Source organism: Rugamonas rivuli, from assembly GCF_009380165.1.
GTDB lineage: Bacteria > Pseudomonadota > Gammaproteobacteria > Burkholderiales > Burkholderiaceae_D > Rugamonas > Rugamonas rivuli.
The window spans coordinates 579,213-594,697 of the sequence record NZ_WHUF01000003.1; the positions used below are offsets into that span (position 1 = coordinate 579,213).

The following is a 15,485-nucleotide window of genomic DNA, read 5'->3' on the forward strand; positions in this document are numbered from 1 at the left end:
AGGCTTGCCCCGCAGTATTTTGGAATGCTTTACGTCACGAACAATTATTCTATAATCTGGCTTATGATGTATGGTATTGGTGCATCGCACCAAGCTCTCGATCCCAGGAATACATATGCTCTACCAACTGCACGAAATGCAACGCTCGTTCCTGACGCCCCTGATGCAATGGGCCGACGCCTCGTCCAAGATGTTCAGCAATCCGGTGTCGCCGCTGGCGCACACGCCGTTTTCGCAGCGGATCGCGGCCGGATACGAGCTGATGTACCGGCTGGGCAAGGATTACGAAAAACCGGCGTTTGAAATCGACAGCATCGAGCTCAAGGGCGAGAGCGTCGGCATCATCGAACAGGTCGTCACCAACAAGGCCTTCTGCCGCCTGATCCACTTCAAGAAAGACCTGGACGACAAGAAGATCAAGGCCCTCAAGCAGCCTACCGTGCTGCTGGTGGCGCCGCTGTCCGGTCACCATTCGACGCTGCTGCGCGACACCGTGCGCGGACTGTTGCTGGACCACGACGTCTACATCACCGACTGGACCGATGCGCGCATGGTGCCGCTGTCCGAAGGTGCGTTCCACCTGGACGACTACATCTACTACGTGCAGGACTTCATCCGCCAGTTGGGCCCGAACGTGCACGTGATCTCCGTGTGCCAGCCTACCGTGCCGGTGCTGGCGGCGATTTCGCTGATGGCCAGCGCCAAGGATCCGGCGCTGCCGAAGACCATGACCATGATGGGCGGCCCGATCGACCCGCGCCGCTCGCCGACGCAGGTCAACAACCTGGCCACCGAAAAGAAATTCTCGTGGTTTGAAAACACCGTGATCTACGCGGTGCCGCCGAACTACCCTGGCTTCGGCCGCAAGGTCTACCCGGGCTTCCTGCAGCACGCCGGCTTCATCGCCATGAACCCGGGCCGCCATGCGCAGAGCCACCGCGAGTTCTACATGCACCTGGTCGAAGGCGACGACGAGCCGGCCGACAGCCACCGCAAGTTCTACGACGAATACAACGCCGTGCTGGACATGCCGGCCGAGTACTACCTCGACACGATCAAGACCGTGTTCCAGGACTTCGCGCTGCCCAAGGGCACGTGGAAGGTCGGCGGCAATCTGGTGCGTCCGCAGGACATCACCTCGGTGGCGCTGTTCACCGTCGAAGGCGAGCTGGACGACATCTCCGGCGCCGGCCAGACCCAGGCCGCGCACGACCTGTGCACCGGCATCCCGGCCGACATGCAGCAAGACTACGTCGCGCCCGGCGCCGGCCACTACGGCATCTTCTCCGGCCGCCGCTGGCGCGAGATGGTGTGCCCGAAAATCACCGAGTTCATCAAAAAACACGGCTGAGCGGGCCCCGCCCTCCACCAGACGCCCGTGTGCGCTGGCGACGTTCGACAACGCCGCCAAGCCACACGGGCTTTTTTATTGGATAATGGCGCTTTATCGCCATCACATCCGCCGTGCCGACTCCCCCCTCACTCGCCGACCGCATCGAAGACGTCCTGCCGCAAACGCAATGCACCAAGTGCGGCTATGACGGCTGCCGGCCGTATGCCGAAGCGATCGCCGCCGGCGCCGCCCAGATCAACCAATGCCCGCCAGGCGGCGCGGAAGGCATCGCCAGGCTGTCATCGGTGACCGGCTACCCGGTCATCGCGCTGAACCCGGTCAACGGCCTGGAGCGCCCGCGCGCGGTCGCCTACATCGACGAGTCGCTGTGCATAGGCTGCACGCTGTGCATCCAGGCCTGCCCGGTGGACGCCATCATCGGCGCGGCCAAGCTGATGCACACCGTGGCGCCGGCGCTGTGCACCGGCTGCGACCTGTGCGTCGCGCCCTGCCCGGTCGACTGCATCGTCATGTATCCCGTCACCGAGACCACCGGCTGGGACGCCTGGCGCCAGGCCGACGCCGACGCCGCGCGCGAACGCCACGACTTCCGCACCATGCGCCTGCGCCGCGACCAGCAGGAAAACGACGCCCGCCTGGCCGCCAAGGCCCAGGCCAAGATGGCCGCGGTGCACGCGCTCGATCCGGCCGACGCTGCCGGCGAAGCCGAGAAGGAACGCAAGCGCGCCATCATCGCCGCCGCGATGGAGCGCGCCCGCCTGAAAAAAGAATCTGAAACCAAGCAATGAATCCAGCCAAACGCCAAGAAATGTTCGAGCGCTTCCGCGCCGCCAATCCCAAGCCAGAAACCGAACTTGAATACACGTCGCCATTCGAACTGCTGATCGCCGTGCTGCTGTCGGCGCAAGCCACCGACGTCGGCGTCAACAAGGCCACGCGCAAGCTGTACCCGGTGGCAAACACGCCGCAAGCCATACTGGATTTGGGTGAAGAGGAACTGAAGACCTACATCCAGACCATTGGCCTGTACAAGACCAAGGCCAAGAACGTCATCTCGACGTGCCGGATGCTGGTGGAGCTGCACGGCGGCGAAGTGCCGCGCGACCGCGAATCGCTGGAAGCGTTGCCGGGCGTGGGCCGCAAGACCGCCAACGTGGTGATGAACACGGCCTTCGGCGAACCGACGATGGCGGTGGATACGCACATCTTCCGCGTCTCCAACCGCACCGGCCTGGCGCCGGGCAAGAACGTCGACATCGTCGAACAGAAACTGTTGAAATTCGTGCCGAAGGAGTTTCTGCAGGACGCCCACCACTGGCTGATCCTGCACGGCCGCTACACCTGCAAGGCGCGCAAGCCGGAGTGCTGGAACTGCATGCAGCTCGACCTGTGCGACTACCGCAGCAAGACCCCGGCCCCGGACAACCTCTAGAACTGGAAGTAGATGAAGGGATTGAAGCCGCCCTCCACCACCGACAGGCAGGACAGCAGGTACAGCACCACGCTGTAGACGCCGACCAGGCTCGGACGGCGGAAGCTCATATTGCGCAAGCGGTAGAACAGCTTGTCGCCCGCCAGGCAGATCACGGCCGACAGCGCCAGCAGGAAAATCACCTTGGGATCGGCCAGCATCACATTCGCGCTGGTCCACAGCGGCACCGACGGCTCCTGGCCAAACATCACGCGCAGCAGCTTGCTGCTCTGCGCCATGCTGTCGGCGCGGAACGGCACCCACAGCACCGTCGCGCACAGGAACACCGGCAGGCTGCCCAGGCGCCACTTGGCCGTGTTCAGCACGCCCGCGCGCTCCAGCGCGATCAGCACGCCATGCCCTATGCCCCACACCAGGAAGGTGTAGGCGGCGCCGTGCCACAGCGCGCACAGGCCGAACACGATGAACAGATTGCGGTAAGTCTTGAAGGTGCTGGTGCGGTTGCCGCCCAGCGGGATGTAGACGTAGTCGCGGAAGAAGCGCGACAGCGTCATGTGCCAGCGCTGCCAGAATTCGGTGACGCTGGTGGCCGCGTACGGACGGTTGAAGTTGCGCGGGAAGCGGAAGCCCATCATGCGCGCCATGCCGATCGCCATGTCGGTGTAGCCGGAGAAGTCGAAGTAGATCTGGAACGCGTAGCAGAACGCCCCCAGCCAGGCCGAGTAGGTGCTCAGCGCCACGTCGGGCCGGTGCATCAGGTCGACCACCGCGCCCAGCGGGTCGGCGATCAGCAGCTTCTTCGACAGGCCGATGATAAACAGGTTCAAGCCCCAGAACACATCGCTGCCGACCAGCGCGCGGCGCTTGACGTCGAGCTGTTCCTTGACTTCGGCAAAGCGCACCACCGGTCCCGCGATCAGGTGCGGGAACAGGAAGATGTAGATCGCGAACTTGTGCAGGCTGCGCTCAGGCTGGATGCGGCGCGCGTAGACGTCGGCCTGGTAGGACAGGAAGTGAAACACGTAGAACGAAATCCCCAGCGGCAGCACCAGGCCCAGACGGGCGACATCGTCCAGCAGCCGGGCGCCGCCGGCGTCGGCCAGCAGTTGCGCCAGGAAGCCCAGGTATTTGTAGGCGATCAGCGGCGTCAGGTTGAGCACCAGCGCCAGCGCCATGGCCAGCCGCGCCTGCGGCAGCCGCGCATCGTCGCGGCGCAAGCGGCCGATCAGGCCCGCCAGCAGCCAGTTGGCCATCAGCAGCACCAGCGCGACGACGGTCAGCGCACCCGCGCCCAGCAGGTAGAAGGCCATGCTGGCCAGCAGGATGAAGCCGTTGCGCCACAACCTGGGCAGCAGGCAGTACAGCGCGAAGAAACAGGGGAAGAACAGGAATAAGAATCCTGGCGACGAAAAGACCATGGGGTATCCAGTGTTAAGCGATTATTCAGCCAGCGAGAGCCAGGCGCCTGCCGAGTTGTCCAGCACTTGCACAATCATGTATTTGCAACGGCCGCGTATCAGCGGCGGCGTGTCCTTGAGCATCATGGCGCGGTCGAGGCGGATGAACTGCTCGAAGTGGTCGGCCAGGCCGGCGCGCATCATGCCGTCGCTGAAGCTGTTGCCGAACAGGCAGGTGGCCGGCAGCAGGCCGCGCCCGCCGACGGTGTCGGTGATGGATTCGAAGCCGGTCTTGCGGGCATCCATGGTCTGCACCTGGTGCACGTCCTGCCAGGTCTTGGTCAGCTGCGGCTCCATCTGCACGCCGTTGCTGAGCACGGCGGCAAAGCGCGCTTCCGAACCGTCGAAGGCTTCGGTGTGGTAGGCCAGCGGGTGGCTCCAGGCCGGCCCCCGCCCTTCCAGGCTGGCGATGCGGTTGGTGGCCTGTTCCGCCACCTTCAGCGCCGTCAGGTCGGTCCAGTGGAAATCCTGGCGGTAGAAAATCGGGAACTTGCCCTGCGACGCGGCCAGGATGCCGTAGACGTCGACGAAGTGGAATTCCGGCGTCTGCTCGAAGCGGCGATACAGCTGCATGAAGTGCGACGGCTGCTGGATGCGCGGCAGGAAGAACGGAATACGGTCCTGCGTGAAATACTGCTTGCTCATCGGCGTCATCAGTATCATCGTCGTGCCCTGCGCCTTCAGCTGCGCCGCCACCTTCGCCATGCCCTGGTACACCAGCTCGGCGTTGGTCGGCACCGCCAGCAGGGTTTCAGTGGCCGGCAGCTCGATGTCGGAAATGCTGCGGCCGTACATCTCGCCCTGCTTGCCGAAATAGACGCGGCGCGACGTGTGGAACAGGCGCAGGTCCAGCTCGTTCTTGGTGCGTATCATCAGGCTGCGCAAGCCCAGGTGGTCCGAATAGCCTTTTTCGAAATTGCGGTAGTTCTTGTCGAAGTCGTACCAGCGGCCTTCCCAGTGGGTCGGCAGCGGCGCCAGCGGGCGCATTTCCACCAGGTCGGGCGCGCTTTTGGCGCCATTGTCGATGGTGGCGATGGCGGGGATCAGGCTGACGGCGAAGATCAGCAGCACGAACAGCACGCGGAACGGCCGCAGCCGGCGCGGCCGCGCTGGGCGCGCGACCGCTGCGGCGGCGGTCTGCGCAAGAGGCGAAGAACTCATAAGGCGGGGTACTTTTTTGACTGGGTCTTACATATCGGTTGCGCATGGTAGCAGATATGCAATGCACCATCAACCGCGCTCAAGCTCCGGGTCTAGACCAGCACCAGGTTGTCGCGATGGATCAGCTCCTGGCCTTCGACGAAACCGAGGATGGCCTCGATCTCGCTGGACGGCTTGCGCATGATGCGGCGCGTTTCGGCGCTGGTGTAGTTGGACAGCCCGCGCGCCACCGGCACGCCGTCGGCGCTGACGCAGGTGATGACGGCGCCGCGTCCGAACTCGCCCTTGACGTCGACCACGCCGATCGGCAGCAGCGACTTGCCTTCCTTGCTCAGCTTCTGCACCGCGCCGGCGTCCAGCACCACCTGGCCTGCCGTGTGCAGGTGGTCGGCCATCCACTGCTTACGCGCCGTCAGGTGGCCGGTCTGCGCCGCCAGCTCGGTGCCGATCGATTCGCCACCGGCCAGGCGCTCCAGCACATTGTTCTCGCGGCCGTAGGCGATCACGGTGTGCGCGCCCGACTTGGCGGCACGCTTGGCGGCCAGGATCTTGGTCAGCATGCCGCCGCGCCCCAGGCTGCTGCCCGCGCCGCCGGCCATCGCCTCCAGCGCCAGATCGCCGGCGCGGCCTTGCTGGATCAGCGTCGCCGACGGATCCTTGCGCGGATCGGCGCTGTACAGGCCTTGCTGATCGGTCAGGATGATCAGCGCGTCGGCCTCGATCAGGTTGGCCACCAGCGCGCCCAGCGTGTCGTTGTCGCCGAACTTGATTTCATCGGTGACGACGGTGTCGTTCTCGTTGATGATGGGCACGACGCCCAGCCGCAGCAAGGTGGTCAGCGTCGAGCGCGCGTTCAGGTAGCGTTCGCGGTCGGCCAGGTCGGCGTGGGTCAGCAGCACTTGCGCCGTGCCCAGCTGGTGGGCGCGGAAGCTGGTCTCGTAGATCTGCGCCAGGCCCATCTGGCCGACGGCGGCGCAGGCCTGCAGTTCGTGGATGTCGGTCGGGCGCTGTTCGAAGCCCAGGCGCAGCATGCCCTCGGCGATGGCGCCGGACGATACCAGCACGACTTCCTTGCCCAGGGCCCGCAGGCCGGCGATCTGCGACGCCCAGCGCGCGATGGCGGCGTGGTCCAGGCCGCGGCCGTCGTTGGTGACGAGCGAGGAACCGACCTTGATGATGATGCGCGTAGCTTTTTGTATGACGGAATTCATAGGTACGACAATTCTCCAAACAAGCGGATGAAGGGATTCAGTGCTGTGATTTGGCGGGCGGATTGCCCTGCTTTGCCGCTAACAGTCGCCGGCCCTGCTGTGGCAGGACGGGCGCCGAGATGGAAAGGCATAATCAGCTGATAACTGATTATGCCGGTGATGCAGAGGATTAGTCGAGGATTTTGAAACGCGGATCGTCCGGATCGATGGACGAGATGCCGCGCGCCTCTTCCGTCATCTGGGTTTCTTCCGAGCGCTGCTCGGTGTGGCGCTTCTCTTCCAGGTGCTTCTGGATGGCGTTGACCAGCTCCTGCGTGCCGTCATGGCTCAGCGCGGAGATCTCGAACACCGGGCCCTTGAAGCCGAACTTCTTGATGAAGTCCTTGACACGCTTGACGCGCTCGGCTTCCGGTACCATGTCCAGCTTGTTCAACACCAGCCAGCGCGGCTTGTCGACCAATGCCTCGTCGTACTTTTTCAGTTCGTTGACCAAGGCCTTGGCTTCCTTGACCGGATCGACGTCCGTCTCGAACGGCGCCAGGTCGACGATGTGCAGCAGCAGACCGGTACGCTGCAGGTGACGCAGGAACTGGTGGCCCAGGCCGGCGCCTTCGGAAGCGCCTTCGATCAAGCCGGGAATATCGGCGATCACAAAGCTCTTCTCGTGCGACACGCGGACCACGCCCAGGTTAGGGTGCAGCGTCGTGAACGGGTAGTCGGCAATCTTGGGACGCGCATTCGACACGGCCGAAATAAAGGTCGACTTGCCGGCGTTCGGCATGCCCAGCAGGCCGACGTCGGCCAGCACCTTCAGTTCCAGACGGATGTCGCGGCGTTCGCCTTCCTTGCCTTCGGTCTTTTGACGCGGGGCGCGGTTGGTCGAGGTCTTGAAGTGGATGTTGCCCCAGCCGCCCTCGCCGCCCTTGGCCAGCAGTTCCATCTGGCCGTGTTCGGTCAGATCGGCCAGGATTTCGCCGGACAGATCGTCGATGATCAGCGTGCCGACCGGCATGCGCAGATGGATGTCGTCAGCGCCCTTGCCGTAGCAATCGGCGCCGCGGCCGGATTCGCCGTCTTTACCGCGGTGCACCTTGGAGAAGCGGAAATCGACCAAGGTATTGATGTTACGGTCCGCTACAGCCCAGATCGAGCCACCCTTGCCGCCGTCGCCGCCGTCAGGGCCGCCGAACGGGCGGAATTTTTCACGGCAAAACGAGGCGCAACCATTGCCGCCGTCACCACCGATCACTTCAATTTTTGCTTCGTCGATAAACTTCATGATGTACCGCCATAAAACTAAAAAGGCCCTACCGTGGGCAGAGCCTTTCGATTGAAGGCTTGCGCCTTACAAAACGACCCGTGCGGCTAGCGCACCGGGCCGGGTAGCGTTATTTACGCTGGAACAACGGTAACGAATTGCTTCGAACCTTCGCCCTTGACTACGAACTTGACCTTGCCGTCCACCAGAGCGAACAGGGTGTGGTCTTTGCCCATGCCAACACCTTCGCCGGCGCGCACTGGCGTGCCGCGTTGACGAATGATGATGCCACCAGCATTGATCGATTGACCGCCGTAAACCTTAACGCCCAGGCGTTTTGATTCTGAGTCACGACCATTTCGCGTTGTGCCGCCGCCTTTTTTGTGTGCCATTTAAGACTCCTTGGATACTAATTCTCGGGCAAACGGCGATTAGCCGTTGATCGATACGATTTGGATTTCGGTGTAATTTTGGCGATGGCCTTGATGCTTCTGGTAGTGCTTACGACGACGCATCTTGAAAATCTTCACTTTATCGTGACGACCGTGTGCCACAACAGTAACCAGTACCTTTGCACCCTCAACCAGAGGAGCACCAAATTTGATGCTCTCGCCTTCGCCAACGGCGAGGACCTGATCGATGGTGAGTTCGGAACCAATGTCTGCCGGTATCTGTTCTACTTTAAGTTTTTCGCCAGCGACAACTTTGTATTGTTTGCCACCGGTTTTTATGACCGCGTACATGATTTGAAACCTCATCAAATGTTTAAGAAAATTTCGTCCGATGTCCTTGCAACGCCCTTGAGAGGCAGGCATGGAAACCGGGGAACCGCTGATTATACATGGGATGGGATTTCGCGTCAAAAACTATTCACAAATGCCGGCGGGCGTGGTATGTCGGCTATCTTGCTGTCGCCTTCATCTTACATATTTGGCAAACATGTTGCTTCGGATGGGGCAGGCAGCCCCTGTAGACGGGGGCATGACGTATAATCTCGGCACCAATAGTCTACCGCACAGGTTCGCCTTGTCTGCCGCTACCCAAAACGCCACCCAAAACAATATCGCCCACACGATCGCCGCCGACATGGACGCGGTCAACACGGTGATCCGCCAGAAACTGCATTCCGAGGTCAGCCTCGTCAACCAGATTGCTGAGTACATCATCAGCGCGGGCGGCAAACGCATCCGCCCGGTGCTGGTGCTGCTGGTGGCCAACGCCTATTCCTACAAGGGCACCGCGCACCACGAGCTGGCGGCGGTGGTCGAGTTCATCCATACCGCGACGCTGCTGCATGACGACGTGGTCGACGAATCGTCGCTGCGCCGCGGCCGCGCCACCGCCAACGCCCTGTTCGGCAATGCCGCCTCGGTGCTGGTGGGCGACTTCCTGTACTCGCGCGCCTTCCAGATGATGGTCGGCCTGAACAATATGCGCGTGATGCAGATCCTGTCGGACGCCACCAACGTCATCGCCGAAGGCGAAGTGCTGCAGCTGCTGAACATGCACGACCCGGACGTCAGCCAGGAACGCTATCTGCAGGTGATCCGCTCCAAGACCGCCAAGCTGTTCGAAGCGGCGGCCGAGCTGGGCGCGCTGATTTCCGGCTGCAACGACCAGCAAATCGAAGCGGCCGGCGAATACGGCCGCTCGCTGGGCACGGCCTTCCAGCTGATCGACGACGTGCTGGACTATGCGGGCGACGCCAATGAAATCGGCAAGAACGTCGGCGACGATCTGCGCGAAGGCAAGCCGACGCTGCCGCTGATCTACCTGATGGAAAACGGTACGCCGGAGCAGCGCGAGCTGGTGCGCAGCTGCATCGAGCAAGGCGACGAGCAGCACTTCGACACCATCCTGGCGGCGATCACCACCAGCGGCGCGCTGGACTACACGCGCCAGCAGGCGGTGACGGCGGCCGAACGCGCCGCCGCCGCGATTGCCGACCTGCCCGACAGCGTCTACAAGGAATCGCTGCTGCAACTGGCCCACTTCTCGGTCCACCGCACGCACTAAACGACAACGGCGCCTCAGGCGCCGTTTTTATTTGTGGCCGCGCTTACTTGCCGGCCGTGGTGTGCTGCACGCCGCCGGCGCGTCTGAGGATTTGCTGGATGTCCTCGCGCTTTTCGAAAATCGCTTCGTCAAGCGGCGTGTGGTAATCGATCTGATTCACCGGAAAGCCGCGCTGCAACGCCAGCTCGATCACTGCCGGCGAACTGCGCCGGACCAGCGTGTGCAGCAACGGCGATCCGATCTTGTAGGTGCAGCTTGGGTCGAGCCGGCCCAGCAGCGCCAGCATGGCGGCGTTGATCTCCGCATCGTCGCCATCCTTGTAGTCGCGCCCGCGCCCCTTCTGCGTGGGCGACGGCAAGTCCAGCAACTCGTTGAGCTCATAGCACATGGCCTCGGCCGTGCCGCCTTCGCGCATTACGGTGGTCGCATCCCGCAGCACCGGCCCACGCGACGTCAGGCCGGTGCGCGCATCGCCCGGCGCGGCGCCCGTCACCGGGCCGGTGGCCGGCAGGTTCTTAATTTCCTTCTCCAACGCCCCGGCCCAGCGGTCGACCGTCTTGCTCGTGTGGCAGTGCCCGCCACACATGATTTCCTTGAGCGGCCCCAGCAGATCAACCTGCATCTCGCAATAGTCCGCGCCGGACAGCCAATACTGCCTGGCCTTGCCGTCGAGGACCAGGCTGACCACCGAGCTGGCCACCTTGGTGGTGCAATGGATGGCGTCTTCCGAGGCCAGGTTGGTCCTGGTCGTCGGCCCGTCGTGCCGCGCGTATTGCCGGATCAGGCGGCGCGCATCGTCCGCGTTGACCGGGCGGACATCGAACGACGAGTAGCCGCGTTCAAGCATCAGATACGCGCGCTCGCCCTGGACGAACAGCCCCTGGCGACGCAGCTCCCCCTGCACGAACACGGCGGCATCCAGTTTGTCCAGCGGCACCTGCTGCAGCAGATAACGGATCTGCCAAGCGCGCTTGTCGATCTGCTGATAGAGATTGAAGGTATCGTTCCATCCGCGCCGGATCGGCGGCGCCTCGGCCCGCTGCGCCTTGAACGTCAGATCCCAGCCTTCCGGCACCGGCACCGCATGCGCGGCCGGCGCCAGCACCATCATGGCGGCGAGTATCAAGCGGCATAGCCGGCGCAGCGTCTTCATCGTTACAGCAGTTCCAGCACCAGCTCGGATGGCCGGCACAGGCGCACGCCCTTGTCCGTCACCACGAAGGGGCGGTTGATCAGGATGGGATGGGCCATCATGGCGTCCAGCAGCGCGTCGTCCGACAGCGAGGCGTCGGCCAGGCCCAGCTGTTCGTACAGATCGCCCTTGTCGCGCATCGCCGCGCGCGCGCTCAAGCCGGCCTTGGCGATCATGGCCTTCAGCGCCTCGCGCGACGGCGGGTTCTTGACGTAGTCGACGATCTCCGGCTCGACGCCGGTGGCGCGTATCGCCTCCAGCGTCTTGCGCGAAGTACCGCAGGCGTTGTTGTGATAAATCGTGATGCTCATGATGCTGCCCTTGCGTGGAATTCAAAGGCAGCATTATCGCTTAAAACTTCGCCGCCACGCTCACGCCTATGCTGCGCGGCGCCAGCCGGTAGCCCTGCACGATGGACGCCACCTGCGGATGCTGGATCACCGTGTCATTGTCGAAGGCGTTCTTGACGAACACGCTGACGTTGTAACGGTCGAAGGCCATGCCGGCGCTGAAGTCGGCGGTGTGATAGGCCGGCCGCTGGTAGTCGGTCTGCGCCGGATTGAGCGAGCCCTTGCTGGCACCCACCCACTGCATGCCGCCCATCACAAACGCGCTCTTGTCGCCGAACACCGCGAAGTTGTAGGTGGCGTTAAAGGCGGCGTTATATTTCGGCACGCCCTGCACCTGCGCACCGGCCACCGCACCCACCACGCCGTTGCGCGAACCCTCGTCGTTCGACAGCTCGGCCTTGACGTAGCCGGCCGAGGCCGTCAGCGTCAGGCCCGGCAACGGCTTGGCCTTGATGTCGAACTCGAAGCCCTTGCTGGTGGCGTCGCCGGCGTTGGCGTTGTAGGTGTAGGCGCAGGTCGGCAGGTAGACGCCCTGCTGGATATTCTTCCACTTCACGTAGAACACGTCGGCGTTGACCGTCAGGCGGTTGTTGAGGAAGCGCGACTTGCTGCCCACCTCGTAGCTCCACAGGCTGTCGGCCGAATACGAATCCGGTCCCTTGGTCAGGCCGTTCGCCGCCAGGTCTTGCGAACAGGTGGTCGGCGGCACGTAGATGTTGTTGCCGCCCAGGCGGAAGCCCTTGGCCACGCTGGTGTAGACGGTGTTGGCCGGGTTGACTTCCCACGTCAGCGCATACTTCGGCGTGAACGCCTTCGACGACGAAGCGGCGCTGCTGTTGTTGCCGGCGCCGGCCAGGTAGTTGCCGTTGCGCTGGTCCAGCGTGGAGTCGGCCTTCAGGTAGCGTGCGCCCACGGTGGCGTGCACAGTCGGCGTGAAGTAGTAGTTGACCTCGCCGAAGACCGAGCTCTGCTTCTCGCGGAAATGGAAGGCGCCGGCGAACGAGTTATCGTTCGGGAACTGGCCGGGCCGCGCGCCGGGCAGCAGGTCCGGATCGGCGATGTCGAAGCCGAAGCTCTTGAAGGTATCGGTGACGCCGAAGATCGGGTCGTTCTCGATGATATTGGTGTGCTGGTTGGAGAAGTAAGTACCTGCCAGCCAGGTCCACGGCGACACCGCCGCGTCGTAAGGCCGCGACGCCAGGCGGAATTCCTGCGACACCTGGCGCACCTGGTTGTTCAGGTAGACCGCCGACGGCAGGCCGGCGATCGCCGCGATCAACTCCGGCGGCGCCTTGCCGCCATCGTCGGTCGAGGTCAGGAAAGTCGACAGCGAATAGCTGTTGTAGGCCGAGCCGTTCTGCGTGCGGTCGAACTTGCGCTCGAAGTAGCTGGTGGCCGAGGTCAGATCCATCGCGCCCAGGTCCCAGTTGACGGTGACGCTGGGTGTCAGCAGCGTATCCTTGGACGGTTCGCGCACCTGCTTCTGCGCCTGGTAGTTGGGGCGGTCCAGGTTGAAGGCGGCGATATCCTTGGCATCGACCTTCTGGTAGTAGACCGACGGCGTGATCGTCACCGAGCGGATCGGCTTCCACTTCAGCGCCACGCGCATTTCCTGGTCGCTGAGCTTGTTGATATTGCTGGCCAGGTTCTTGCCGTCGCCGTCGACCTGGTTGATGTAGCCGCCCGTGTGCTGGGCCTGCACGCCGATGCGCAGCGCCAGCTCGTCCGGGATCAGCGGGAAGTTGGCGACCATATTGGCCGCGTAGTTGCCGCTGCCGCCCTTGGTGTTGGACAGCTCGCCGTAGGTGCTGAATTCGCGCTCCTTCAGGTCCGGCTCGTTCGGCACGAACTTGATGGTGCCGCCCATGGAACTGGCGCCGTACAAGGTGGCCTGCGGACCGCGCAGCACTTCGACGCGGTCGATGTCGAAGAACTTCGGCTCCACCGTGCCCATGGTGTAGACGTTGCCGACCGTGATGGAGACGTCACCCAGGTAAATGCCGACCGTGGCCGCGCCGGCCGTCGAGCTGATGCCGCGGATCTCGATGTTCTCGGTGCCGGGTCCGGCGCCGCCGTTGCCGCTGGCGGCGGTGAAGGAGATGTTGGGCACCACCCGCGTGAGGTCGGTGAAGTCGTTGACGTGTTCGGCCTGGAGCTGGGCGCCGGTGACGGCGGTGATGCTCATCGCCACCTTGGCCGGATCTTCCTTGCGCTTCTGCGCCGTGACCTTGACCACTTCGATCTCGTCGGACGGCTTGACCTGCGCCCAAGCCGGAGCGGACAACACCGCCATCGCCGCAGCGACGGAACTGCACATAATCGTTTGCCGTATCTTCATGCCAGACCTTCCCATGTCAGTAAGGGCGACGCCCCAAAAAGATGCATATTTAGATAATTAATCATATTAACCATCTTGATCTTTTTGCAAAGCAAGAAACTTGCCATTAGCGGGCTGAACGTTGGAATCTGGTCACAAATTGGCGGGTTCTGGGCGCGAACGGCCTGGACATCGCCTGGCCGCCTGGAGTTTGCGCCCGATTGAAAACAGCGATGAAATCTGGTGTAATTATTACGTAATCGGGGTGTGGCTCAGCCTGGTAGAGCGCTGCGTTCGGGACGCAGAGGCCGGAGGTTCGAATCCTCTCACCCCGACCAAAACCTACTCTCCCTCGTCCTCCAGATCGGCCTGCGGCGCCGGCACAACACACTTGTTGTTTTTTGGTCATTCTTTCCCGGCAACTGCTGAGAATGCGTTCGTGCGGCTTGATTTCAATATAGTATCTTGCACTGTCGACAAGTTCCATGCCCAGGTCGCGGTCAATAACACTCGCTCTATCCGATGACAAAATTTCCCAGCCATTACGAATGCCTCAACGTCACCCGCGACGCGCCACCCGAAGTGATACGCGCGGCCTATCGTTCGCTATCGCAGAAACATCACCCAGATAAGAACGTAGGCGACGAGTCCGCAGTGCAGATGATGGCGCGGTTGAACACCGCGTACAGCGTACTGTCCGATTTGGATCAGCGGGAACTCTACGATTTGCAGATCCTCGGCGAGCAGCGCCCTGCCGTCAGGAAAAAAGCGGATGCCTTGCTCCGCGGCATCCACCACTATGCGAAAGGCCGGCATGCCCGCATCATCGCAGCGGTGCTCGGTATGCTGGCGATCGCGATCATGGCCGTGCTCTGGTATGTCTGGCGGGACAATCAATCGATGCTGCGCCTTGAGCAGGCGGTTGTTTATTCCGCCGACAGCGCCGCCCCCCCAGCCGCCGAAGGACAGGCGCAGACCGAGGCGCCGGCGGCGAGCAGCGCAGCCAAAGGCAAGGCGTCCAGTACCGGCGCCGCCCAAGCAGCGGCCCCGTCCGGCATAGGCGCAGTCGCGGCGGAACTGGCGAAACCTTCCGCAGCGTCGAAAGCGCCAAGTGCCGCAGCCAAGGCCACGGAATATGAACGCCTGACCGCCATGTTGAAAAGCATGGGCCTGGGCCTGCACAAGCTGGACTTGCCGACCCTGGCATCCAATGCCAAACAGCCGCCCCCGCCAGCCAAGCCTGCCGAAGCCGCCAAGCCGACTCCGGCGCCGGCGCCTCCGGTCCAGGCCGCCAAGTCGGCCGCCGCGCCCGAGGCGAGCCGTGCGCGCGAGGAAGTGGAACGGCCGGCAGATCCGGCTCCTGCGCGCAGCGAAGCGAAGTCCGTGGCTGAAACCAGCCGGGCGAGCGCGCCGCCGGTCGCCAGCATCAGCGCCAGCTCCGCCAGCCAGGGGCTGCGTCCCGCCGTATTTGTCGACGCGCGCGCCTGCCCCACACCGGCCTACCCGATCAATGCCTACCGCAACGGCGAGAGCGGCTCGGTACTGCTGGCACTGCTGGTGGGTAACGACGGCCGCGTCCTCGAATCGAAAGTTCAGAAGTCGAGCGGCTCTTCCGACCTGGACAAGGCTGCGCGCAAGGCGCTGTCGCAGTGCCGCTTCAAACCGGCCAGCAGCGACAGCCAGGCCGAGCCGACCTGGGCCACGCTGACCTATGTCTGGTCCATCGACTGACAGGAC

The 15,485-nt window shown here is 63.2% G+C and carries 14 protein-coding genes and 1 tRNA gene; 6 read left to right on the top strand and 9 right to left on the bottom strand.

The features are described from left to right. Positions 1–115 precede the first annotated feature (115 nt). From GEV01_RS12950 to nth, 3 genes are all read left to right on the top strand, one after another. Positions 116–1,351 carry a polyhydroxyalkanoate depolymerase gene (locus GEV01_RS12950; protein ID WP_152804852.1) on the top strand — a complete coding sequence of 412 codons (1,236 nt, stop codon included), beginning with the start codon at positions 116–118 and terminating at the stop codon, positions 1,349–1,351. A gap of 113 nt (positions 1,352–1,464) precedes the next feature. Beyond that, positions 1,465–2,142: an electron transport complex subunit RsxB gene (gene rsxB / locus GEV01_RS12955; protein WP_328595508.1), complete on the top strand. Its 678-nt coding sequence runs from the start codon at positions 1,465–1,467 to the stop codon at positions 2,140–2,142. Continuing rightward, positions 2,139–2,786, top strand: coding sequence for an endonuclease III (gene nth, locus GEV01_RS12960; RefSeq protein WP_152804855.1), 648 nt, complete (start codon positions 2,139–2,141; stop codon positions 2,784–2,786). Before rsxB ends, nth begins: the two co-directional genes overlap by 4 nt. Here nth and GEV01_RS12965 read toward each other — a convergent pair. From GEV01_RS12965 to rplU, 6 genes are all read right to left on the bottom strand, one after another. Beyond that, positions 2,783–4,204: an MBOAT family O-acyltransferase gene (locus GEV01_RS12965; protein ID WP_152804857.1), complete on the bottom strand. Its 1,422-nt coding sequence runs from the start codon at positions 4,202–4,204 to the stop codon at positions 2,783–2,785. The genes nth and GEV01_RS12965 overlap by 4 nt on opposite strands. A gap of 21 nt (positions 4,205–4,225) precedes the next feature. Then, on the bottom strand, positions 4,226–5,404 hold the full coding sequence (locus tag GEV01_RS12970) for an alginate O-acetyltransferase AlgX-related protein (RefSeq protein ID WP_152804859.1): 1,179 nt from the start codon (positions 5,402–5,404) through the stop codon (positions 4,226–4,228). A 92-nt stretch (positions 5,405–5,496) separates the two neighbouring features. Next, entirely contained in the window at positions 5,497–6,615 is a 1,119-nt protein-coding gene (gene proB / locus GEV01_RS12975) for a glutamate 5-kinase (RefSeq protein ID WP_152804861.1), read from the bottom strand. 169 nt (positions 6,616–6,784) lie between these two features. Next, positions 6,785–7,894, bottom strand: a complete 1,110-nt coding sequence (gene obgE, locus GEV01_RS12980; RefSeq protein WP_152804864.1) for a GTPase ObgE — start codon at positions 7,892–7,894, stop codon at positions 6,785–6,787. 113 nt (positions 7,895–8,007) lie between these two features. Next, a complete protein-coding gene (gene rpmA / locus GEV01_RS12985) occupies positions 8,008–8,265 on the bottom strand; it encodes a 50S ribosomal protein L27 (RefSeq protein WP_008445659.1) in 258 nt (85 codons plus the stop codon). Between the two features lie 39 nt (positions 8,266–8,304). Beyond that, positions 8,305–8,616 (bottom strand): 50S ribosomal protein L21, encoded by a 312-nt coding sequence (gene rplU / locus GEV01_RS12990; RefSeq protein WP_008445658.1) that lies wholly within the window; start codon positions 8,614–8,616, stop codon positions 8,305–8,307. 283 nt (positions 8,617–8,899) lie between these two features. Between rplU and ispB the strand changes: the two genes are divergently transcribed. Next, positions 8,900–9,889, top strand: a complete 990-nt coding sequence (gene ispB / locus GEV01_RS12995) for an octaprenyl diphosphate synthase (RefSeq protein WP_152804866.1) — start codon at positions 8,900–8,902, stop codon at positions 9,887–9,889. A gap of 43 nt (positions 9,890–9,932) precedes the next feature. On the opposite strand, the gene GEV01_RS13000 is transcribed toward ispB, so the two are convergent. The 3 genes from GEV01_RS13000 to GEV01_RS13010 are packed head-to-tail and all read right to left on the bottom strand — an operon-like array spanning position 9,933 to position 13,748. After that, on the bottom strand, positions 9,933–11,042 hold the full coding sequence (locus tag GEV01_RS13000) for a hypothetical protein (RefSeq protein ID WP_152804868.1): 1,110 nt from the start codon (positions 11,040–11,042) through the stop codon (positions 9,933–9,935). 2 nt (positions 11,043–11,044) lie between these two features. Next, a complete protein-coding gene (gene arsC, locus GEV01_RS13005) occupies positions 11,045–11,392 on the bottom strand; it encodes an arsenate reductase (glutaredoxin) (protein WP_152804870.1) in 348 nt (115 codons plus the stop codon). Positions 11,393–11,432: 40 nt separating this feature from the next. Beyond that, a complete protein-coding gene (locus GEV01_RS13010; protein ID WP_235914348.1) occupies positions 11,433–13,748 on the bottom strand; it encodes a TonB-dependent receptor in 2,316 nt (771 codons plus the stop codon). Between the two features lie 261 nt (positions 13,749–14,009). On the opposite strand from GEV01_RS13010, the gene GEV01_RS13015 reads away from it, so the two are divergent. Together GEV01_RS13015 and GEV01_RS13020 are read left to right on the top strand one after the other, a co-directional pair. Continuing rightward, positions 14,010–14,086: transfer RNA gene (locus tag GEV01_RS13015), tRNA-Pro, on the top strand. Between the two features lie 184 nt (positions 14,087–14,270). Then, the gene (locus GEV01_RS13020) at positions 14,271–15,479 is read left to right on the top strand and encodes a TonB family protein (RefSeq protein WP_152804874.1); all 1,209 of its coding nucleotides are present in this window, start codon (positions 14,271–14,273) and stop codon (positions 15,477–15,479) included. Positions 15,480–15,485 lie beyond the last annotated feature (6 nt).